General features: G+C 63.6%; 17 protein-coding genes and 1 pseudogene. 7 read left to right on the top strand and 11 right to left on the bottom strand.

What is annotated here, in order from left to right; genetic code table 11:
- The first annotated feature begins 38 nt into the window (after window positions 1-38).
- Window positions 39-896 carry an SDR family oxidoreductase gene (locus ACEPP2_RS14790; protein WP_395517025.1) on the top strand — a complete coding sequence of 286 codons (858 nt, stop codon included), beginning with the start codon at window positions 39-41 and terminating at the stop codon, window positions 894-896.
- A 48-nt stretch (window positions 897-944) separates the two neighbouring features.
- Here ACEPP2_RS14790 and ACEPP2_RS14795 read toward each other — a convergent pair whose 3' ends face one another.
- The 4 genes from ACEPP2_RS14795 to treZ all read right to left on the bottom strand — a co-directional run bounded on the left by ACEPP2_RS14795 (window position 945) and on the right by treZ (window position 7,300).
- On the bottom strand, window positions 945-1,229 hold the full coding sequence (locus ACEPP2_RS14795; RefSeq protein ID WP_077549531.1) for a hypothetical protein: 285 nt from the start codon (window positions 1,227-1,229) through the stop codon (window positions 945-947).
- On the bottom strand, window positions 1,226-2,542 hold the full coding sequence (locus tag ACEPP2_RS14800) for an NAD(P)/FAD-dependent oxidoreductase (RefSeq protein ID WP_395517026.1): 1,317 nt from the start codon (window positions 2,540-2,542) through the stop codon (window positions 1,226-1,228). The genes ACEPP2_RS14795 and ACEPP2_RS14800 overlap by 4 nt, the downstream gene beginning before the upstream one ends.
- 403 nt (window positions 2,543-2,945) lie before the next feature.
- Window positions 2,946-5,474, bottom strand: coding sequence for a malto-oligosyltrehalose synthase (gene treY, locus ACEPP2_RS14805; protein WP_395517027.1), 2,529 nt, complete (start codon window positions 5,472-5,474; stop codon window positions 2,946-2,948).
- Entirely contained in the window at window positions 5,471-7,300 is a 1,830-nt protein-coding gene (treZ, locus tag ACEPP2_RS14810) for a malto-oligosyltrehalose trehalohydrolase (RefSeq protein ID WP_395517028.1), read from the bottom strand. The genes treY and treZ overlap by 4 nt, the downstream gene beginning before the upstream one ends.
- 229 nt (window positions 7,301-7,529) lie before the next feature.
- Between treZ and ACEPP2_RS14815 the strand changes: the two genes are divergently transcribed.
- From ACEPP2_RS14815 to lpdA, 4 genes are read left to right on the top strand one after another with little or no spacing between them, the layout of a single operon-like run.
- Window positions 7,530-8,762: a 3-methyl-2-oxobutanoate dehydrogenase (2-methylpropanoyl-transferring) subunit alpha gene (locus ACEPP2_RS14815; RefSeq protein ID WP_281976612.1), complete on the top strand. Its 1,233-nt coding sequence runs from the start codon at window positions 7,530-7,532 to the stop codon at window positions 8,760-8,762.
- Between the two features lie 3 nt (window positions 8,763-8,765).
- Window positions 8,766-9,779 carry an alpha-ketoacid dehydrogenase subunit beta gene (locus ACEPP2_RS14820; protein ID WP_052639111.1) on the top strand — a complete coding sequence of 338 codons (1,014 nt, stop codon included), beginning with the start codon at window positions 8,766-8,768 and terminating at the stop codon, window positions 9,777-9,779.
- A gap of 1 nt (window position 9,780) precedes the next feature.
- Window positions 9,781-11,067, top strand: coding sequence for a dihydrolipoamide acetyltransferase family protein (locus ACEPP2_RS14825; RefSeq protein WP_395517029.1), 1,287 nt, complete (start codon window positions 9,781-9,783; stop codon window positions 11,065-11,067).
- Window position 11,068: 1 nt separating this feature from the next.
- Window positions 11,069-12,463: a dihydrolipoyl dehydrogenase gene (gene lpdA / locus ACEPP2_RS14830; RefSeq protein ID WP_395517030.1), complete on the top strand. Its 1,395-nt coding sequence runs from the start codon at window positions 11,069-11,071 to the stop codon at window positions 12,461-12,463.
- Between the two features lie 9 nt (window positions 12,464-12,472).
- On the opposite strand, the gene ACEPP2_RS14835 is transcribed toward lpdA, so the two are convergent.
- The 4 genes from ACEPP2_RS14835 to ACEPP2_RS14850 form a co-directional block, all read right to left on the bottom strand.
- Complete coding sequence (locus ACEPP2_RS14835) at window positions 12,473-12,634, bottom strand: hypothetical protein (RefSeq protein ID WP_156157143.1); 162 nt, start codon at window positions 12,632-12,634, stop codon at window positions 12,473-12,475.
- A 51-nt stretch (window positions 12,635-12,685) separates the two neighbouring features.
- Window positions 12,686-13,372, bottom strand: a complete 687-nt coding sequence (locus tag ACEPP2_RS14840; RefSeq protein WP_142590131.1) for a metallophosphoesterase family protein — start codon at window positions 13,370-13,372, stop codon at window positions 12,686-12,688.
- A gap of 86 nt (window positions 13,373-13,458) precedes the next feature.
- Complete coding sequence (locus tag ACEPP2_RS14845) at window positions 13,459-14,238, bottom strand: nucleotidyltransferase family protein (RefSeq protein ID WP_395517082.1); 780 nt, start codon at window positions 14,236-14,238, stop codon at window positions 13,459-13,461.
- Window positions 14,239-14,340: 102 nt separating this feature from the next.
- Window positions 14,341-14,601 carry a hypothetical protein gene (locus ACEPP2_RS14850; protein ID WP_395517031.1) on the bottom strand — a complete coding sequence of 87 codons (261 nt, stop codon included), beginning with the start codon at window positions 14,599-14,601 and terminating at the stop codon, window positions 14,341-14,343.
- 126 nt (window positions 14,602-14,727) lie between these two features.
- On the opposite strand from ACEPP2_RS14850, the gene ACEPP2_RS14855 reads away from it, so the two are divergent.
- Together ACEPP2_RS14855 and ACEPP2_RS14860 are read left to right on the top strand one after the other, a co-directional pair.
- Window positions 14,728-14,913, top strand: coding sequence for a DUF3008 family protein (locus tag ACEPP2_RS14855; protein ID WP_395517032.1), 186 nt, complete (start codon window positions 14,728-14,730; stop codon window positions 14,911-14,913).
- A 116-nt stretch (window positions 14,914-15,029) separates the two neighbouring features.
- On the top strand, window positions 15,030-15,260 hold the full coding sequence (locus ACEPP2_RS14860) for a hypothetical protein (RefSeq protein WP_395517033.1): 231 nt from the start codon (window positions 15,030-15,032) through the stop codon (window positions 15,258-15,260).
- 6 nt (window positions 15,261-15,266) lie between these two features.
- On the opposite strand, the pseudogene ACEPP2_RS21175 reads toward ACEPP2_RS14860, so the two are convergent.
- From ACEPP2_RS21175 to ACEPP2_RS14880, 3 genes and pseudogenes are all read right to left on the bottom strand, one after another.
- Window positions 15,267-15,671 (bottom strand): annotated as a pseudogene (locus ACEPP2_RS21175) (GFA family protein).
- 47 nt (window positions 15,672-15,718) lie between these two features.
- Window positions 15,719-16,243, bottom strand: coding sequence for a heme utilization cystosolic carrier protein HutX (gene hutX, locus ACEPP2_RS14875; protein ID WP_395517084.1), 525 nt, complete (start codon window positions 16,241-16,243; stop codon window positions 15,719-15,721).
- Window positions 16,244-16,250: 7 nt separating this feature from the next.
- A complete protein-coding gene (locus ACEPP2_RS14880) occupies window positions 16,251-16,598 on the bottom strand; it encodes an antibiotic biosynthesis monooxygenase family protein (protein ID WP_395517035.1) in 348 nt (115 codons plus the stop codon).
- Window positions 16,599-16,620: the final 22 nt, after the last annotated feature.

Here is a 16,620-nt window from a genome sequence, read left to right on the forward strand (position 1 = left end):
TACCGTTCGGACGTTGAACTCCCAGCAAAGAGGACATCATGAGCCACTATCCCAAACCGCCCTTTCCCGACCAGCAGCAGTCGATGCCGGGTTACACGAGCAAGATGCAGCCGATTCCTGACCATGGCGAGCAGTCCTACAAGGGATCCGGCCGACTTGCCGGCAAGAAGGCGATCATCACCGGCGCCGACAGCGGCATTGGCCGGGCTGTGGCGATCGCCTATGCTCGAGAAGGCGCGGATGTGCTGATTTCCTACCTCGACGAGGATCAGGACGCGCAGGAAACGAAGAGTTGGGTCGAGGAAGCGGGTCGCAAGGCCGTTCTCGTTCCGGGCGACATCCAGTCGGCCGAGCACTGCCGGAAGATCATAGACACGGCGGTCAGCGAACTCGGTGGCGTCGATATCCTCGTCAACAATGCCGCCCACCAGGCAACCTTCGCCGATATCGGCGACATCAGCGACGAGGAGTGGGAGCTTACCTTCCGCGTCAACATCCACGCCATGTTCTACCTCACCAAGGCCTCGGTGCCCCACATGAAGCCTGGCAGCGCGATCATAAATACTGCATCGATCAATTCCGACAGTCCCAATCCGAGCCTGCTCGCCTATGCGACCACCAAGGGCGCGATTCAGAACTTCACGGCCGGCCTCGCGCAGTTGCTGGCGGAGAAGGAGATCCGCGCCAATGCCGTGGCGCCCGGTCCGATCTGGACGCCACTCATCCCTTCCACGATGACGGCGGACAAGGTGAAGAACTTCGGCAAGCAGGTGCCGATGCAGCGCCCCGGCCAGCCAGCGGAACTCGCCACAGCCTATGTGATGCTTGCGGAGCCGCTATCGAGCTACGTCTCGGGTGCGACCATCGCCGTGACCGGCGGCAAGCCCATCATCTGACGTCCGGGCGCGGCGCCGGCGGGCGCCGTGCCGTCTCATCGGTTTCGCTCAGGTACGGCGCCCGACCTCTCGTGCAAGGTCCTCGAAGTCGAAGCTCTCGCCCCGTTGTGCGGCCTCGTTGGCGAGAAGCAGGATACGGATCGGGAAAGCCACCGCCTTCTGATGCGACTGCGAGACAGTCAGCGGCTTGCTGTCGTCGAGCACGGTCTGCTCGGCGGCCTGCAGTGCCTGCTCGACTTCCTCGTGGCTGACGATCCCCTTGCTGACCAAGAGACTGTTGATGGCCGCAATGGCAAGATAGAGGCCCTCGAGTTGAGGATTGGCGGTGTTCATGTCTCTGTCCTTTCCGTCGATGCGGGAACTGCCGCGGCGGCATTCTCGTCGATGATCCGCGCCCCGCGTTGCCTCGTGGCATAGCGCCAAATCCACTGGATGCTGACGAGCAGGCGTTTTTCGAAGTTGACCAGCAGGTAGACGTGCACGATCGCCCAGAGGAACCAGGCGAACCGCCCCTTCAGGCGCCGTTTCCCGAAGTCGAAGATGGCGGCGTTTCGGCCGATGACAGCGGTGTTGCCGCGGTCGTTGAACCGGAAGGATTCAGGCTGCCGGTCCTGCGTCAGGCGCAGACGCAGCGCCTTCCCGAGGTATTCGCCCTGCTGCTTGGCGACCTGCGCCAGTGCGGGCAGGGGCTTGCCGTCTTCCGCCAGGCCGAGCGCGGTGTCGCCCACCGAGTAGACGTCGGGGTGGCCTGTGACGCTCAGGTCCGGGTTGACGGGAATCCGGCCCCCGGACTTTCCTTCGATCCCGAGCCATGAGGCAGCAGGCGATGCCTTGACGCCGGCACCCCATATGACGCTGCCGGTCCTGATGGATCGGCCGCCTGCAACGACAACCTCCTTGCTGATCGACTCCACCGGCAGGTTCGTGAGTACCTCGACGCCAGCCTTCTCCAATTCCTTGCGCGCATAGTCCGCCAGTTCCTCGGGAAAGGCGGAGAGAATGCGGGGGCCGGCTTCGACCAGGATGACCCGGAAATGCTCCGGCTGCAGCCGGCGGAAATCGCGAGAGATCATGAAATGCCCGAGTTCCGCGATGGCGCCCGCCATCTCGACGCCAGTGGGTCCGCCGCCGATCACGACGCTGGTCAGCAGTGCCTGTTTTTCCTCGGGATAGGTCGAGAGTTCCGCCTTCTCGAAGGCGAGAAGCAGTCGCTGGCGGATCAGGCGTGCCTCGTGGATGGTCTTCAGCCCGGGCGCCCAGGCACGCCAGTCCTCGTGGCCGAAATAGTTGTATTCTGAGCCGGTGGCGAGGACGAGGATGTCATAGTGGACCGGCTCGCCCTCATCGAGCAGGATACGCTTGGTCGGAAGGTCCAGACCAATGACCTCTCCCAGCAGCACCCGGATGTTGCGGTAGCGCCCCAGCGTCCTGCGGATCGGTTCAGAGATATCGGCGGGCGACAGGGCAGCGGTCGCCACCTGATAGAGCAATGGCTGGAACAGGTTGTGGTTGCGCCGGTCGATGACGGTGACCTCGATGTCGGAGTTGCCGAGCTCGCGAGCGCAGGCCAGACCGCCGAAGCCACCACCGACGATCACGACGTGACGCCTGGCCGCCGCAGCATTCTGATCCGTTGCTTGAAGCACGTGCTGATCCCCTCGTTGACGCTGGTTCCTTGCCCTGGCGAAAGTCAACATCGCCTGTCGCCAAAATGTTCCAGGGTCATTCGACAGACGGAACCTTTTCCACGAGCCGCCGTTCCCTTCCCCGAGAAACAAAGGAGAACGCTATGTACAGCATCGTGTGGTTGGTGGGCGCCGTCGTGATCGTCATCGCCATTCTCAACCTGGTCGGCTTCGCCTGATCCCCCACTTCCCAGAGATCTGATCAACAAGGAGAGAGACATGAACAGCATTGTTTGGCTTGTCGGAGCGGTCGTTATCGTTCTCGCCATCCTGTCCTTTATCGGCCTCGGCTGAGAGGAACTATAATCGACACGAAAAAGGGCGCCGATCTCGCGATCGGCGCCCTTTTTCGTGGCTTCACGCCTTATGCCGAGAGAAGCAGCGCGAACGGGTGGTCGACGAATGCCCAGGCCACCGGCAGTCTTTCGGCAGGATCGAACCGCCGACCTGTAAAGACGTCCCGATAGGCCCGGCCGCCGACCGAGCCTGGCAGTGGCAGCAGGGTTTCCTGCCACCGGTCCGACAGTGGTCGATCCCCTTGCCGGAATGCGCCCAGCACAAGACGGGGCGCGATCAGAATAAGTGACTTGTCTTCGGTTTGCCGGGCGAAGGAGACAAGGTGCTCGGCCCGCTTGCCCTCAGGCGCCAGCGGCAGGTAATCGCCGGTGCGGAACAGGAGCGGGTGGTTGCGGCGCAAGTTAAGGACGCGGCGGACAATCTGCTGCTTGAGCCGCCCTGATCGCCAATCCTCCTCTTCCGTGGGAAGCCTACCTTCCGCAAGTCCTGTCGTCAGGGTGTCGAAGTCCGGCTCCCGCCGGTTGTCGGGATCGACCAGGCTCAGGTCCAGCCGCTCGCTGCCCTGGTAGATGTCGGGTACTCCCGGTGCCACGAGCTTGATGAGCGTCTGCGTGATGCCGTTGACGAGGCCAGCTCTGACGAAAGGTTCAAGCGTTGCCCGGAAGTCTTCGAGGAAGGATCTATTTTTCGACGAAAGCAGGTGGCTTGCATATGCGCGAACCGCTCCCTCGTAAGCTTCGTCCGGATCTCCCCATGTCGTTCGTTGCTTGGCTTCCCGCAGGGCTTTCTCGACATATTGCAGAAAGCGCTCCTCCAGTGCCTTCAACCCGTCTGCGTCATCCGGCGCAAGATCCGTCGGCCAGACGCCAGCGAGCGCCTGGTAGAGCATCCATTCGGTCGCCGGCTCGGGTGCCGGCCCATCCGGCAGCGCCTTGACTGCGGCCCGGTTCATCTCGCACCAGCGGTTCACCGACTCCGCCCAGTGATCGGGAGCCTCGCTGATGGCATAGAGGCGGGCGCGGGCGTCCTCGCCGCGCTTCGTGTCATGGGTAGAGGTGCCCGACAAGGCATCCGGCTGATGCTGCAGCCTAGCCTTCATCTCCTGGTGAAAACGGGCGAAGGATGCGGGGTACGGATCGGCTTCGCTGCCGACTTCATTCAGCGCCAGAAGGCGGTGATTGCGGAAGAAAAGCGTATCCTCCAGCGACTTTGCCATCAGCGGCCCGGTAAGCTGCTGAAAGCGGGTACGGAAGAGGCGCGCCTCATCACTGTCGTCGCCGGCGGTTCCTGCAAGCAGGCGATGCAGGAAGGTGAGCGCCTGATCGTCCGGTGCGTGGCTGCCGCCTCTGACGTCGCCCACGATGCGATCCAGAAGCGCCTTTCCTTCGGCGGGCATGCCGTCCGTCGTGCCATAGGTGCGGTAGACGGGAAAGGCGACCAGCAGTTCCCGAAGGGCCTCATGCATCGCCTCGGATGGAATGGCCGTGACGTCCTCTGCTTCATGCAGTCTGAGAGCAAGCTTCAGAAGCGTTGCGACTTCGCCTTCGAAGTTGTTGTTAGCCATGGATAATTTGGCGTCGCGCAACTCATCTTCTGGTGTCGCAACGTCGCCGGCCACGCTCCGGTAGGCTGCCGTCAGCGCTTCATGCGTGCTGCCGTCCACGAACACGTTGCCCAGTGCCGTGATGAATTCGTAGCCGGTGGTTCCGGAAACCGGCCAGTCCTGCGGGATCTGCTCGCCTTCGCCGAGGATCTTCTCGATGACGATGTATGTATCCGGCCCGACCGCTGCCCGCAGCCGGTCTAGATAGCTCTTCGGATCGGCGAGGCCGTCTACATGGTCGATGCGCAGGCCATCCACGCGACCCTCCCGAACCAGATCGAGCACCGTCCGGTGCGCTGCATCGAAGACATGGGGATCTTCCACCCGCAGCCCGACCAGACCGGTGATCTCGAAGAAGCGTCGATAGCTCAGTTCGCGCGGAGCGTCCCGCCAGGACATCAGCCGCCAGGGTTGGCGGTCGTGAAGTGCCGCAATCTGATCCGGCCTCGTGGCTTCCAGGACCTCTCGCTCCCGTCCTTCATAGGAGGAGGGGGTGAGGGGATAAAAGCTCTCGTAATAGGCGATCGCCGGCTTGCCGGTTCGCGGATCTGCCTTCACCAAGAGTTCGCCCCTCGCCAACACCTCCTCGAAGGTGTCGCCGAGGAAGGGCAGGGTCAGCCTGCGGCTCCAGTCGATGTCGAAATAGCGGGCGTAGCGGCTCTCTTGCCCGTGCTCCACCACGTCGCGCCACCATGGGTTCTCAAGCGAGGCGGCCATGTGGTTGGGCACGATGTCGAGGATCAGCCCGAGGCTGTGCTCCCGCAGCGCGTCCGACATCCTCAGAAAGCCGTCGCGGCCCCCGAGGACAGGGTCGAACTCGTTGGCATCGGTCACGTCGTAGCCATGGGTGGAGCCGCTGGTGGCGGAGAAGATCGGCGAGGCGTAAAGATGGCTTATGCCGAGCCGCTGGAGGTAAGGCACCAGGCCAGCCGCGCGATCGAAGGTCATGCCGTTGCGGAACTGGAGCCTGTAGGTGGAGGTCGGAATCGTCATGCTCGCTCTCCGGCCCTGATGGTGACCACGATGCCGGCGGGACCAAGCTCGCTGCCCGCGCCCGCATCCGCAGGCAGACGATGGACGCGTTCGCCCGGGAGCTCCGGCAGCGGCTTCGGCTTGTCGCCAAGGTTTATCGCCATGCCGATCTCTCCCTTGGGGAAGTCCCACGCGACCGCGACCTGTCCATCCTCTGCCTTCAGAACGCGACCGCCTGCTGCCCGCGCTGATCCCAGCATGGGCACGATCACCTCGCGGCGCAGCGCCAGCAGGTCGCGGATCAGGTCCATCCATTCGGCTCCATCCGGCGAGGCCGGCTTGCGCCAGTCGAGCTTGCAGTCCGTGAACGTTGCTCCCGCATTGGGGTCGGGAATCTCCTCATCCTCCCTGCCGTGCCCGGCATGACCCTCGAATTCCTTCCGCCGTCCCTCGCGCACAGCCTTGGCCAGATCGCCATGGAAGTCGGTGAAAAACAGGAAGGGCCGGGTCTCGCCGAATTCCTCGCCCATGAAGATGAGCGGGATATGCGGTGACAGCAGGAGAGCCGAAAGTAAGGCCTTCGTCTTCTCCGGGCCGGCCAGGGTGAGCAGCCGCTCGCCGAAGGCGCGGTTGCCGACCTGGTCGTGGTTCTGGATGAAGTCGACGAAGGCGACGGGTGGTTGGCCGGTGCTCTTCACCCCGCGCTTCTCGCCAGAATGCTGCGAGACCTCGCCCTGATAGGCGAAGCCTTCCGCAAGCGTGCGGGCGACAAGTCGCTCGGTCTCCACGGCGAAATCCTTGTAGTAGCCATCGGTCTCGCCGGTTGCGAAGACGTGGATGGCGTTGTGGAAGTCGTCGTTCCATTCGCCGGTGAAGCGCGGCACGCTGCCGTCTTCGCCTCGCTCGTGCAGGAAGGTGACGTTGCGGGAGTCCTCGGTTGTGAGGTGGATGTGGCGGTCCGGGAACTCGCGGCGAATCCGTTCGGCCATCTCCAGGAGTATGTGCTGGTCCGACTCCTCGTCCCCGATCTGGTCGATGGCATCGAACCGCAACCCGTCGAGTTGGAATTCGTGCAGCCAGTACAGGGCGTTCTCGACGAAGAAGCGCCGGACCGGCTGCAGTTCGTAAGCGATCGCAGCACCCCAGGGCGTGTGCTTGTCGGGGTGGAAGAACTCCGGTGCGAGGAGCGGCAGGTAGTTCCCTTCCGGGCCGAAGTGGTTGTAGACGACATCCAGCAACACCATCAGGCCATGGCCGTGAGCGGCATCGATGAATGCCTTGAAGTCCTCCGGCGCGCCATAGGCACTGTGCGGCGCATAGAGCAGCACGCCGTCGTAGCCCCAGCCGCGATTGCCGCCGAAATGGGCGACGGGCATGACCTCGACTGCAGTAATGCCGAGGTCAACAAGGTGCGGCAACTTCTCGATCGCGGCGCGGAACGTGCCTTCCTCGGTGAAGGTGCCGACATGCATTTCGTAGATCACGGCCTCTTCCCATGGGCGGCCGCGCCACTCGGCGTTCCGCCACTCGTAGGAGGTTGGGTCGATGACCAGTGAAGGCCCGTTGACGTCATCCTTCTGGCCTCGGGAGGCAGGATCGGGCAGGGCGGTGCCATCTGCCAGCACATAGGAATACTCGCTTCCGGCGGAGACACCGACGGCCAGAAGCTCGAACCAGCCGTCGGCATCCCGGGTCATCGGCGTCTCGCTGCCGTTGAGGCGGAGCGCGACTTGCTCCTGCCCAGGCGCCCATAGCCGAAAACGCACTTCGCCGACGGCGATGTACTCGGCACCCCATGTGCGGGGAAAGGCATGGAACTCGTCGGCTGCTTGGATAGCGGAAGTCATGTATCACCCTTTGAGAGAGAGTGCGCCAAACGGGCGAAATGGCCGCGGGTTCCGCTCCTGTCGCAGGCGGCGCTAAAGCCGCAAGAAAATTGCCGGTCCGCAATACAATTCGCAGTTTAGCGTCACGCAATAAAATTGCTCAACCAGCTTGTCGGCCCTAGATTATCGGAAGGTTCGTTTCGAGGAGGAAACAAGCCTGCCGATCGGTTCTCAGGGAGGAGAAGCGAGAATGACCGAAGCCCCGAGGCTCAGTCTGCATGTGCCGGAACCGGAAGTGCGGCCGGGCAACAAGCCTGACTTTTCCCATGTCACCATTCCCAAGGCGGGCTCCGTGCGGCGGCCTGAGGTCGAAGCCGACCCCGAGAGTATTCGCGACCTTGCGTTTTCCATCATCCGGGTCCTCAACCGCGAGGGCGAGGCTGTCGGCCCCTGGGCCGGAACCCTGACAACCGAGGAACTGATGGAAGGGCTGAAGCACATGATGGTGCTTCGCGCCTTCGACCAGCGCATGCTGATGGCGCAGCGTCAGGGCAAGACCTCCTTTTATATGCAGCATCTCGGAGAGGAGGCGGTCTCCTGTGCCTTCCGGCGCGCGCTGCAGCCCGGAGACATGAACTTCCCGACCTACAGGCAGGCGGGCCTCCTGATCGCCGGCGACTATCCGCTGGTCGACATGATGAACCAGATCTACTCGAACGATGCCGATCCGCTGAAGGGTCGTCAGTTGCCGGTCATGTACTCCTCCAAGGAGCACGGCTTCTTCTCGATCTCCGGCAACCTCGCCACGCAATATGTACAGGCGGTGGGTTGGGCCATGGCCTCGGCGATCAAGAACGACACCAAGATTGCCGCCGCCTGGATCGGCGATGGTTCCACGGCGGAATCGGATTTCCACGCGGCACTCGTCTTCGCCTCTACCTACCGCGCGCCCGTTATCCTCAACGTTGTCAACAACCAGTGGGCCATCTCGACCTTCCAGGGGATCGCCCGCGGCGGCTCGGGAACCTTCGCCGCCCGCGGCCTCGGTTTCGGCCTGCCGTCGCTCAGGGTCGACGGAAACGACTACCTCGCCGTCCATGCGGTGGCGAAATGGGCGGCGGAACGCGCTAGACGCAATATCGGGCCTACGCTCGTCGAATATGTCACCTACCGGGTTGGCGCCCATTCGACCTCCGATGATCCGTCCGCCTATCGGCCGAAGGAGGAATCGGAAGCCTGGCCCCTCGGCGATCCCGTCATCCGGCTGAAGAACCACCTCATCCGCATCGGTGCCTGGAGCGAAGAACGCCACACCCAGATGGAGGCGGAGATCCGCGACACCGTCGTCACCGCCCAGAAGGAGGCGGAACGGCACGGTACGCTGCATTCAGGCGGTAGGCCGTCGATGCGCGACATGTTCGAGGGCGTCTATGCGGAGATGCCGGCCCATCTGAGGCGCCAGCGCCAGAAGGCGGGGGTCTGAGCCATGGCACGCATGACGATGATCGAGGCGATCCGCAGCGCCATGGACGTTGCGATGGGGCGCGACGCGGACGTGGTGGTCTATGGCGAGGATGTCGGCTACTTCGGCGGCGTCTTCCGCTGCACGCAGGGGCTCCAGCAGAAGTACGGCAAAACTCGCTGCTTCGATGCGCCGATCTCGGAGTCCGGCATCGTCGGCACGGCGATCGGCATGGCGGCCTATGGGCTGAAGCCCTGCATCGAGATTCAGTTCGCCGACTACATGTACCCGGCCTACGACCAGTTGACCCAGGAGGCGGCGCGCCTGCGATACCGCTCCAACGGCGACTTCACTTGCCCGATGGTGGTGCGCATGCCGACCGGCGGTGGCATCTTCGGCGGCCAAACCCATAGCCAGAGCCCTGAGGCGCTGTTCACGCATGTCTGCGGCCTGCAGGTCGTCGTGCCGTCCAACCCTTATGATGCAAAAGGCCTGCTGATCTCGGCGATCGAAAACCCCGACCCGGTGATCTTCCTGGAGCCGAAGCGTCTCTACAACGGGCCCTTCGACGGTCATCACGAGCGGCCGGTGACCTCCTGGGCAGGTCACAGGCTCGGCGAGGTGCCGGAGGACTATTTCTCCGTCCCGCTCGGCAAGGCGGTGGTGCGACGCGAAGGTTCGGCCGCGACCATCCTCGCCTATGGCACCATGGTGCATGTCGCAGAGGCCACGGCGGAGGAGACCGGCATCGATGCAGAGATCATCGACCTCAGGACGCTGGTTCCGCTGGATCTGGAGACGATACTACAGTCGGTGAAGAAGACCGGCCGCTGCATGGTCGTGCACGAAGCGACGCTGACATCCGGCTACGGCGCCGAACTCGTGGCCCTGGTGCAGGAGCACTGCTTCTACCATCTCGAGGCGCCGATCGCGCGCGTGGCCGGCTGGGACACGCCTTATCCGCACGCCCAGGAATGGGACTATTTCCCGGGTCCGGCGCGGCTCGGCGAAGCGCTTCGCGACCTGATGGAGGCGTAGGATGGGAATTCAGTCGATCAAACTTCCGGATGTCGGCGAAGGCGTTGCCGAGGCCGAACTGGTGGAGTGGCATGTCAATGTGGGGGATCCGGTTCGCGAGGACATGGTGCTCGCCGCAGTGATGACCGGCAAGGCGACCGTCGAGATCCCGTCGCCCGTGGAGGGCGAGGTCGTCTGGCGAGGCGGTGAAGTCGGGGACGTGATCGCCACCGGTACCGTCATCCTCAAGATCAAGGTCGCCGGCGATGGCGGCGACGAAGAGGCAGCGGAAGCGGCCCCTCCTGAAGAACCCGTCGTTGCCGACGAGAAGCCTGCCGCGGTTGTGTCGGCAGATGTCTCGGAGCCTGTGCGGCAGCCGGAACAGAAATCTCCGATGCCTCAATCGACAACCAGCAGCGGTCCGCCGCGGGCGCAGGGCGAAAAGCCGCTCGCCTCGCCGGCCGTGCGCCTCAGGGCGAAGGAGGCAGGGATCGACCTGCGGCAGCTATCCGGCAGCGGACCCGCGGGGCGAATCACCCACGACGATCTGGATTCCTTTCTCCAGCAGGGAAGTGCCGCCCCGGTGAGGGGCGGTCTGCAGCCAAACAAGGCCATCACGGAGATCAAGGTTGTCGGGTTGCGCCGCCGCATTGCCGAGCGAATGGCGCTGTCAAAGTCGCGCATCCCACACATCACCTATGTGGAGGAGGTCGACATGACGGCGCTGGAGGAGTTGCGTGCCCGCCTCAATGCCGACCAGAAGCCGGGACGCCCGAAGCTGACGATCCTGCCTTTCCTGATGCGGGCGATCGTCAGGGCGGTGGCCGAGCAACCCATGGTCAATTCGCTCTATGACGACGACGCCGGGATCATCCGCCAGCATGGCGGTGTCCATATCGGTATTGCGGCGCAGACGCCGGCGGGACTGGTCGTACCCGTGGTCAAGCATGCGGAGGCGCGAGACCTCTTCGGCTGCGCCCGCGAGGTTGCGCGGCTAAGCGAGGCCGCCCGTAACGGCACGGCGCAGCGGGAGGAACTGACCGGATCCACCATCACCATCAGCTCGCTGGGTGCCATGGGCGGCATCGTCTCCACGCCGGTGATCAACCATCCGGAGGTGGCGGTCATCGGTGTCAACAAGATCGCAATGCGCCCGCAGTGGGACGGCACCCAGTTCGTGCCGCGCAAGATGATGAACCTGTCCTCCAGCTTCGATCACCGGGTGATCGACGGCTGGGACGCCGCCACTTTCGTGCAACGCCTCAAGGCGCTGCTGGAGGCGCCGGCCATGATATTCGTCGAGGGATGAGATGAAGGACATCACCTGCAAGCTTCTCGTCATCGGTGCCGGTCCCGGCGGCTATGTCTGCGCCATCCGGGCCGGACAGCTCGGCATCGACACGATGATCGTCGAGATGACGAAAGCCGGCGGCACCTGCCTCAATGTCGGCTGCATTCCCTCCAAGGCCATCATCCATGCGGCAGACGAGTTCGCCGCCGCGGTCGGCATGGCGGCGGGGCGAAACCCGATGGGGATAGGCGCTGCCGATCCGGCCATCGATTTCGGCAAGACGATTGCCTGGAAGGAGGGCATTACCGGACGCCTGTCTATGGGGGTCGTCAATCTCCTGAAGAAGGCGGGCGTGAAGGCACTCGTCGGCCGGGCACGCTTTCGCGACGGCAAGACGGTGGAGGTGGAAACGGAAACGGGGCTGCAGGTTGTCCGCTGCGAGAATGTCGTCATCGCCACCGGATCGGCGCCGGTGGAACTGCCAGCGCTGCCCTTCGACGGCAATGTGATCTCATCGACCGAGGCACTGTCGCTGACGGAGGTGCCGAAGAGCCTCGCCGTCGTTGGAGCCGGCTATATCGGCCTGGAGCTCGGCACCGCCTTCGCCAAGCTGGGATCGAAGGTTACGATCGTGGAGGCGCAGGAACGCATCTTGCCCCTCTACGACGCCGCGCTGACGCAGCCGGTTGCCAAGCGGATGGCGGCGCTCGGGATCGAGGTGCTGACGACGACGTCGGTCAAGGCGCTCTCCCCGGATGGCGACGGTCTCGTGGTGGAGCACAGTGGTGGCGAGCGGCGCATTATTGCCGACAAGATCCTCGTCACCGTTGGACGCCGTCCGGTCACGGAAGGCTGGGGGCGGGAGGAGCTTGAACTCGACATGGAGGGCCGCTTCATCCGGATTGACGGCCAGTGCCGGACCTCCATGCGCGGGATCTACGCGATCGGCGACGTCACGGGCGAGCCCATGCTGGCGCACCGGGCGATGGCGCAGGGCGAGATAGTGGCGGAAATCGTTGCCGGCAGGCGACGGAGCTGGGAGAAGGTGGCGATCCCGGCGGTGTGCTTTACGAACCCGGAGATCGTCTCGGTGGGGCTTTCACCGGAAGAAGCGCGGCGAGCGGGCCACGAGACGAAGGTCGGCCAATTTCCTTTCACGGCAAATGGCCGAGCGATGACGCTGGCATCGGAAGATGGTTTTGTGCGGGTCGTCGCGCGGGCCGACAACCACCTGGTCCTTGGCATCCAAGCTGTCGGGGCCGGGGTATCAGAACTCTCCGCCGCCTTTGCGCTGGCGCTCGAGATGGGCGCGCGACTGGAGGATATCGCCGGAACGATCCACGCCCATCCGACCCAGTCGGAGGCATTTGCGGAGGCCTCGCTAAAGGCGCTCGGGCACGCCCTGCATATCTAGAGCCTGCGTTCAAGGTCCCGGTGCCGGGCTGCCCCTCGTGCCGGACTCGCGGCTCGTCTTCTCCTGTTCTGCGTTCCGGTCCTTGCTGTCCTGCCGCGCCAGTTCGCGATCGATGGTCTCGCGGGAGCCTTCTGCGGGATCCTGCTCCGGGTGGTTCTTCGGGTCTGTCATGGTGACGGTCTCCTTCCTTGTCATCCGAACCGCCGGCACGCCGGCTTGTTCCTAGAGTTCCAGCAGCGCATAGGGGCGACCGGTCGGCTTTTCGATGTGGGAGGCGACGTTGTAGACGGGCGCGCCGCCCGGCGTCCGGCCTTCGTAGGTGCCGCGATGGGCATGGCCATGGACGACGGCGGAGACCGGGAAGCGATCGATGGTTTCCGCGAGGCGCGAAGATCCGAGGAAGGGATAGATTTCCTGTGGCTCGCCGACGACCGTCTCGGGAATGGGAGCGTAGTGCAGCACCACCATGGCCCGCTCGGAGCGGACCTGCCGGAGGGCGTTTTCGAGCCGCATGGTCTCCTCAACGCTTTCGGCCACCATGGCCTTGATCGCCGGCTCGCCGAAGGAGCCCAGCATGTACCGGCCGAAGCCGCCGGCGAAGCCTTTCACGCCGGCAAAGCCGACACCATTGATTTCCACCGCCTGTCCCTCGAGCAGCTGTACGCCGGCATCCTTGATGATCGATTTTACCTCCTCGACATGGCCGCATTCGTAGTCGTGGTTGCCGAGGACGGCGACGATCGGGATGGAGCAGGAGCGCATATCCGCCGCCAGCAGTTCGGCCTCCTTCGGCTTGCCAAGGTCGGTCAGGTCGCCGGTCAGGACGAGGATGTCGGCAGCCTGCGAGATCTCGGCAAACAGCTCCTTGTAGGAACTGCTGCCATTCTCCTTGACGTGCAGGTCCCCCATCGCCGCGATCTTCTGCTTGCCGTTACCCTTCTGCGGCGCCTTCGCCACCGCGTCTTCGGTCGTCGCCTTTGCCACGCCAGACCTCCTTATGCCGGTTCCTCGTTTACGCCTTCGCGCCATTCGCCTTCGCCGCCGACGTCGGCAAACCCCCATTCCTTGACGTCGATCTCGAAATCCACCCGGCTGAACATGCGGCCGCGACAGATCTTCATCTGCGGCAGGGGCAGCTGGCGCTGCGCCTGCAGACGATCGAGTAGTTCGTCGAGCAGCCAGTCAGGCACCTTGTCGCGCTCGGTCGGATAGATCCACCTGAAGTTCAGGAGGTGGATCAGGAGCACCTCCCAGTGGACTTCCATATGGTTGAGCAGCCGCTGCCAGTCGATCTGGTCGTGGGCGCGCAGGATGATATGCACGACGTCGCCGCCGTCGTACCGGTGGCGAAGCTGCACGAAACATTTCGACCAGATGAGTTCCGTCGGGGCGACGATCCTCACCGCACGGCCGTTCATGTCGATCTGGCGGGCATTGTCGAACCAGGCATCGCCGATCGGCATGGTGCCGTTGGAGCCCGCGAAGATGACGTCGAAGAAGTGCTTTCCCCTGATCACCTTGCCCAGCCAGCGGTCGTCCTCAACCTCGATGTCGTAGCCCTTCGCCTTGAAGTGGGCGAGGATGCGGGCGTAGTCGCCGGCGCGGCAGAAGATGTCGAGGTCCTTCGTTGGTCGCGAAATCCCCGTATAGGCGCTTACGGCATAGGTGCCGGCAAGCAGGAAGGGGATATCGGCCCGCGTCAGTTCCTCAAGGGCTTCGCTGACGAACGCCTCGGCATCGGCATCGACCAGCGTCGGTGCCGCCTTCGCCTCCATGTGCGGCATGGTGTCGATCATGTCTCGCTGGGCCCGCTCCGGAGGCGGTGCGATTTCGGCGTCCATTACGTTCTCCAGAGGGTTCCTGCCTGGAAGCGCCTTTCAGCGCTCCGGATTGTCGGCATTTGCCAGCGCACTGATGCTGCCGTCGTCGTTCTCGATGTCCTCACGGTCTTCGAGCTCCTCCAGATCGCTCTCGACCAGGTAGGTATCACCGCTCCCGAGCCGTGATGCCTCTCGGACGGCGTCGAGGCTGGTCATGTCGGTCGTGGCGTGAAGGGCGTCTTCCGCTCGCTCGCGACCCTCCCGTTCGAAGCGGGCGGAGGAGTTCTTCTGGTCGGCAATCTTGTCCTTGGCGTCCATGGCCGGGGTCCTTTCATCGCTATGCCGCCTTCCAACGGCAGCCAATCCGCTTGGTTCCCTGCATGAAGCGGAACCAGTCGCGCCGACGCCGGTTGAATCCTGCAGTTGCAACCGAAGGAGGCAGACATGCCGGCAAAATCCAAGGCACAGCAGAAGGCGGCGGGTGCTGCGCTCGCCGCCAAGCGCGGCGACATCAAGAAGAGCGAACTGAACGGCGCGTCGAAGAGCATGGAGAAGTCGATGAGCGAGAAGGAACTCCACGACATGGCTTCGACCAAGCGGAAGGGAAAACCGGAGCACGCCTCGCAATAAAGCAAAGGTTCAGCCGTAGCGATGCGCAATGCGCGCGCTATATTGCGATCTGTGAACCTGACGCCGCCATCTACCAAGCGGATGGCGGCGTTGCGCTGCAACAGGAGGACTTTCCGATGCCGCCCGAGGAACTCGACAGTACATTGACCGCCCTCCCGCTTCGGGTAGGGACGTATGTGCCGGATGATCTGCTGGAGGACTGGTTTGCGCCGGGAACCGGTATGAATCCGGTCAGCGCGGAGGCGCTGAAGGCAGCGGAGGCCTATGGCCGGCGCTTCGAATGCGAGTTCAAGTATTATCCGGAGCGCCAGGAGGGCGTGTTCTGGAAGTGGGTTCCCGCGATCTGATAGGGCTCAGAAGCTCTCTTCCGTTTCCTGCTCCGGAAGCCCTTGGCCGCAGTCCATCCAGGGAAGCCGGCTTTCGACGCCGTAGTGATACTGCGGCCTGACGCGTTCGGGATGATCCAGCGAGCCGCCCGTAAGGCGGATCCTGTTGTCATCGTCATAGCGGAGGAAAAGCGGGCTGCCGCAATCCGGACAGAAGCCGCGCTCCGCAATCGGTGAGGAGCGATAGACGGCTGGAGGGGAGGCGGTCTATTCAAGCGCTGCCTCGTCCACCCTCACCAGGAAGGCGAAAGGCCCGCCGGTTGCGCGGCGGCACATGCTGCAATGGCAGTAGCCCGCGTTGGAAGGTGCTTGCCTGAAGCGATAGCGGCGCTTGCCGCAGAGACATCCGCCGGTCCAGTCGTTGTCGCTCATGACGGGCAAACATCCGGCATGGGCCGGATGTTCCACGGGTAAGAAAATCAGGCGTCGGCGTATCGGTCGCGCAGCGCCTCAAACTTCGCCAACTGCTCACCAACCAGTTCCCGCTGCTCGTTGCGGCGGACGAAGATCTTGAACATGGCCGAGCCCTTCTCGTTCATGAACCAGACGGAGCAGGAGCGGCGTCCATGGAACTGGCGGTCGACGAAGGTGATCGCGGCGCAATCGTCCTTGCGGATATGACCCCCGATCGGGCTGTCGCCGTGAATGTTGAACCAGCCATGGCCCTCCGATCCCTGCGGCAGACTACCTTCCGCCTCCAGCACGATATCCTCGGTGTGCACGATGAGGAGGATCTCGCCCCAGCCGGTCATGTCGGTCCAGATGTCAGCGAATGCATCCTTGGGGACAGTGACCGCCGCGCCTTCGGGCAGGAGGCCGAGAATCTCGGAGGGGGTGACCTCGGCCTTGGCTGCAAGCGCTTCCACGACGCCATCGGGCTTTTCCGCAAGCGCTGCAAGCGCTCGTTCGCGGCGATCATCAGAGGATTGTGCGAGTGCGCTCATGCCGCCCTCACGCAGCATCGGCTTTGCGGGTGCCACTGCGGTCTTCGTGGATGATGACCTCGAAGCCTTCGAAGTGGGGGCCGGAGAGATATTCTACCTTGCCGCGATTCTCGCCGGCCTTGGCATGGGCTGCACGGAACTGCTCGGACTTCGTCCAAGCCTGGAAATGCTCGAAACTCTCCCAGACGGTGTGCGATGCATAGAGGGTATGGTCCTCTGCTTTCGGCCCCTTCAGCATGTGGAACTCGATATAGCCCGGCATCTCGGCTAGGCGGCCTTCGCGGCCGCGCCAGATGGCCTCGAAAGCCTCTTCATAGCCTGGAACCACGCGGAAGCGGTTCATCGCGATGTACATTCTCCAAAATCCCTCTCTAAAG

The sequence above is a fragment of the Pseudorhizobium flavum genome (assembly GCF_044142885.1).
Classification (GTDB): domain Bacteria; phylum Pseudomonadota; class Alphaproteobacteria; order Rhizobiales; family Rhizobiaceae; genus Neorhizobium; species Neorhizobium flavum.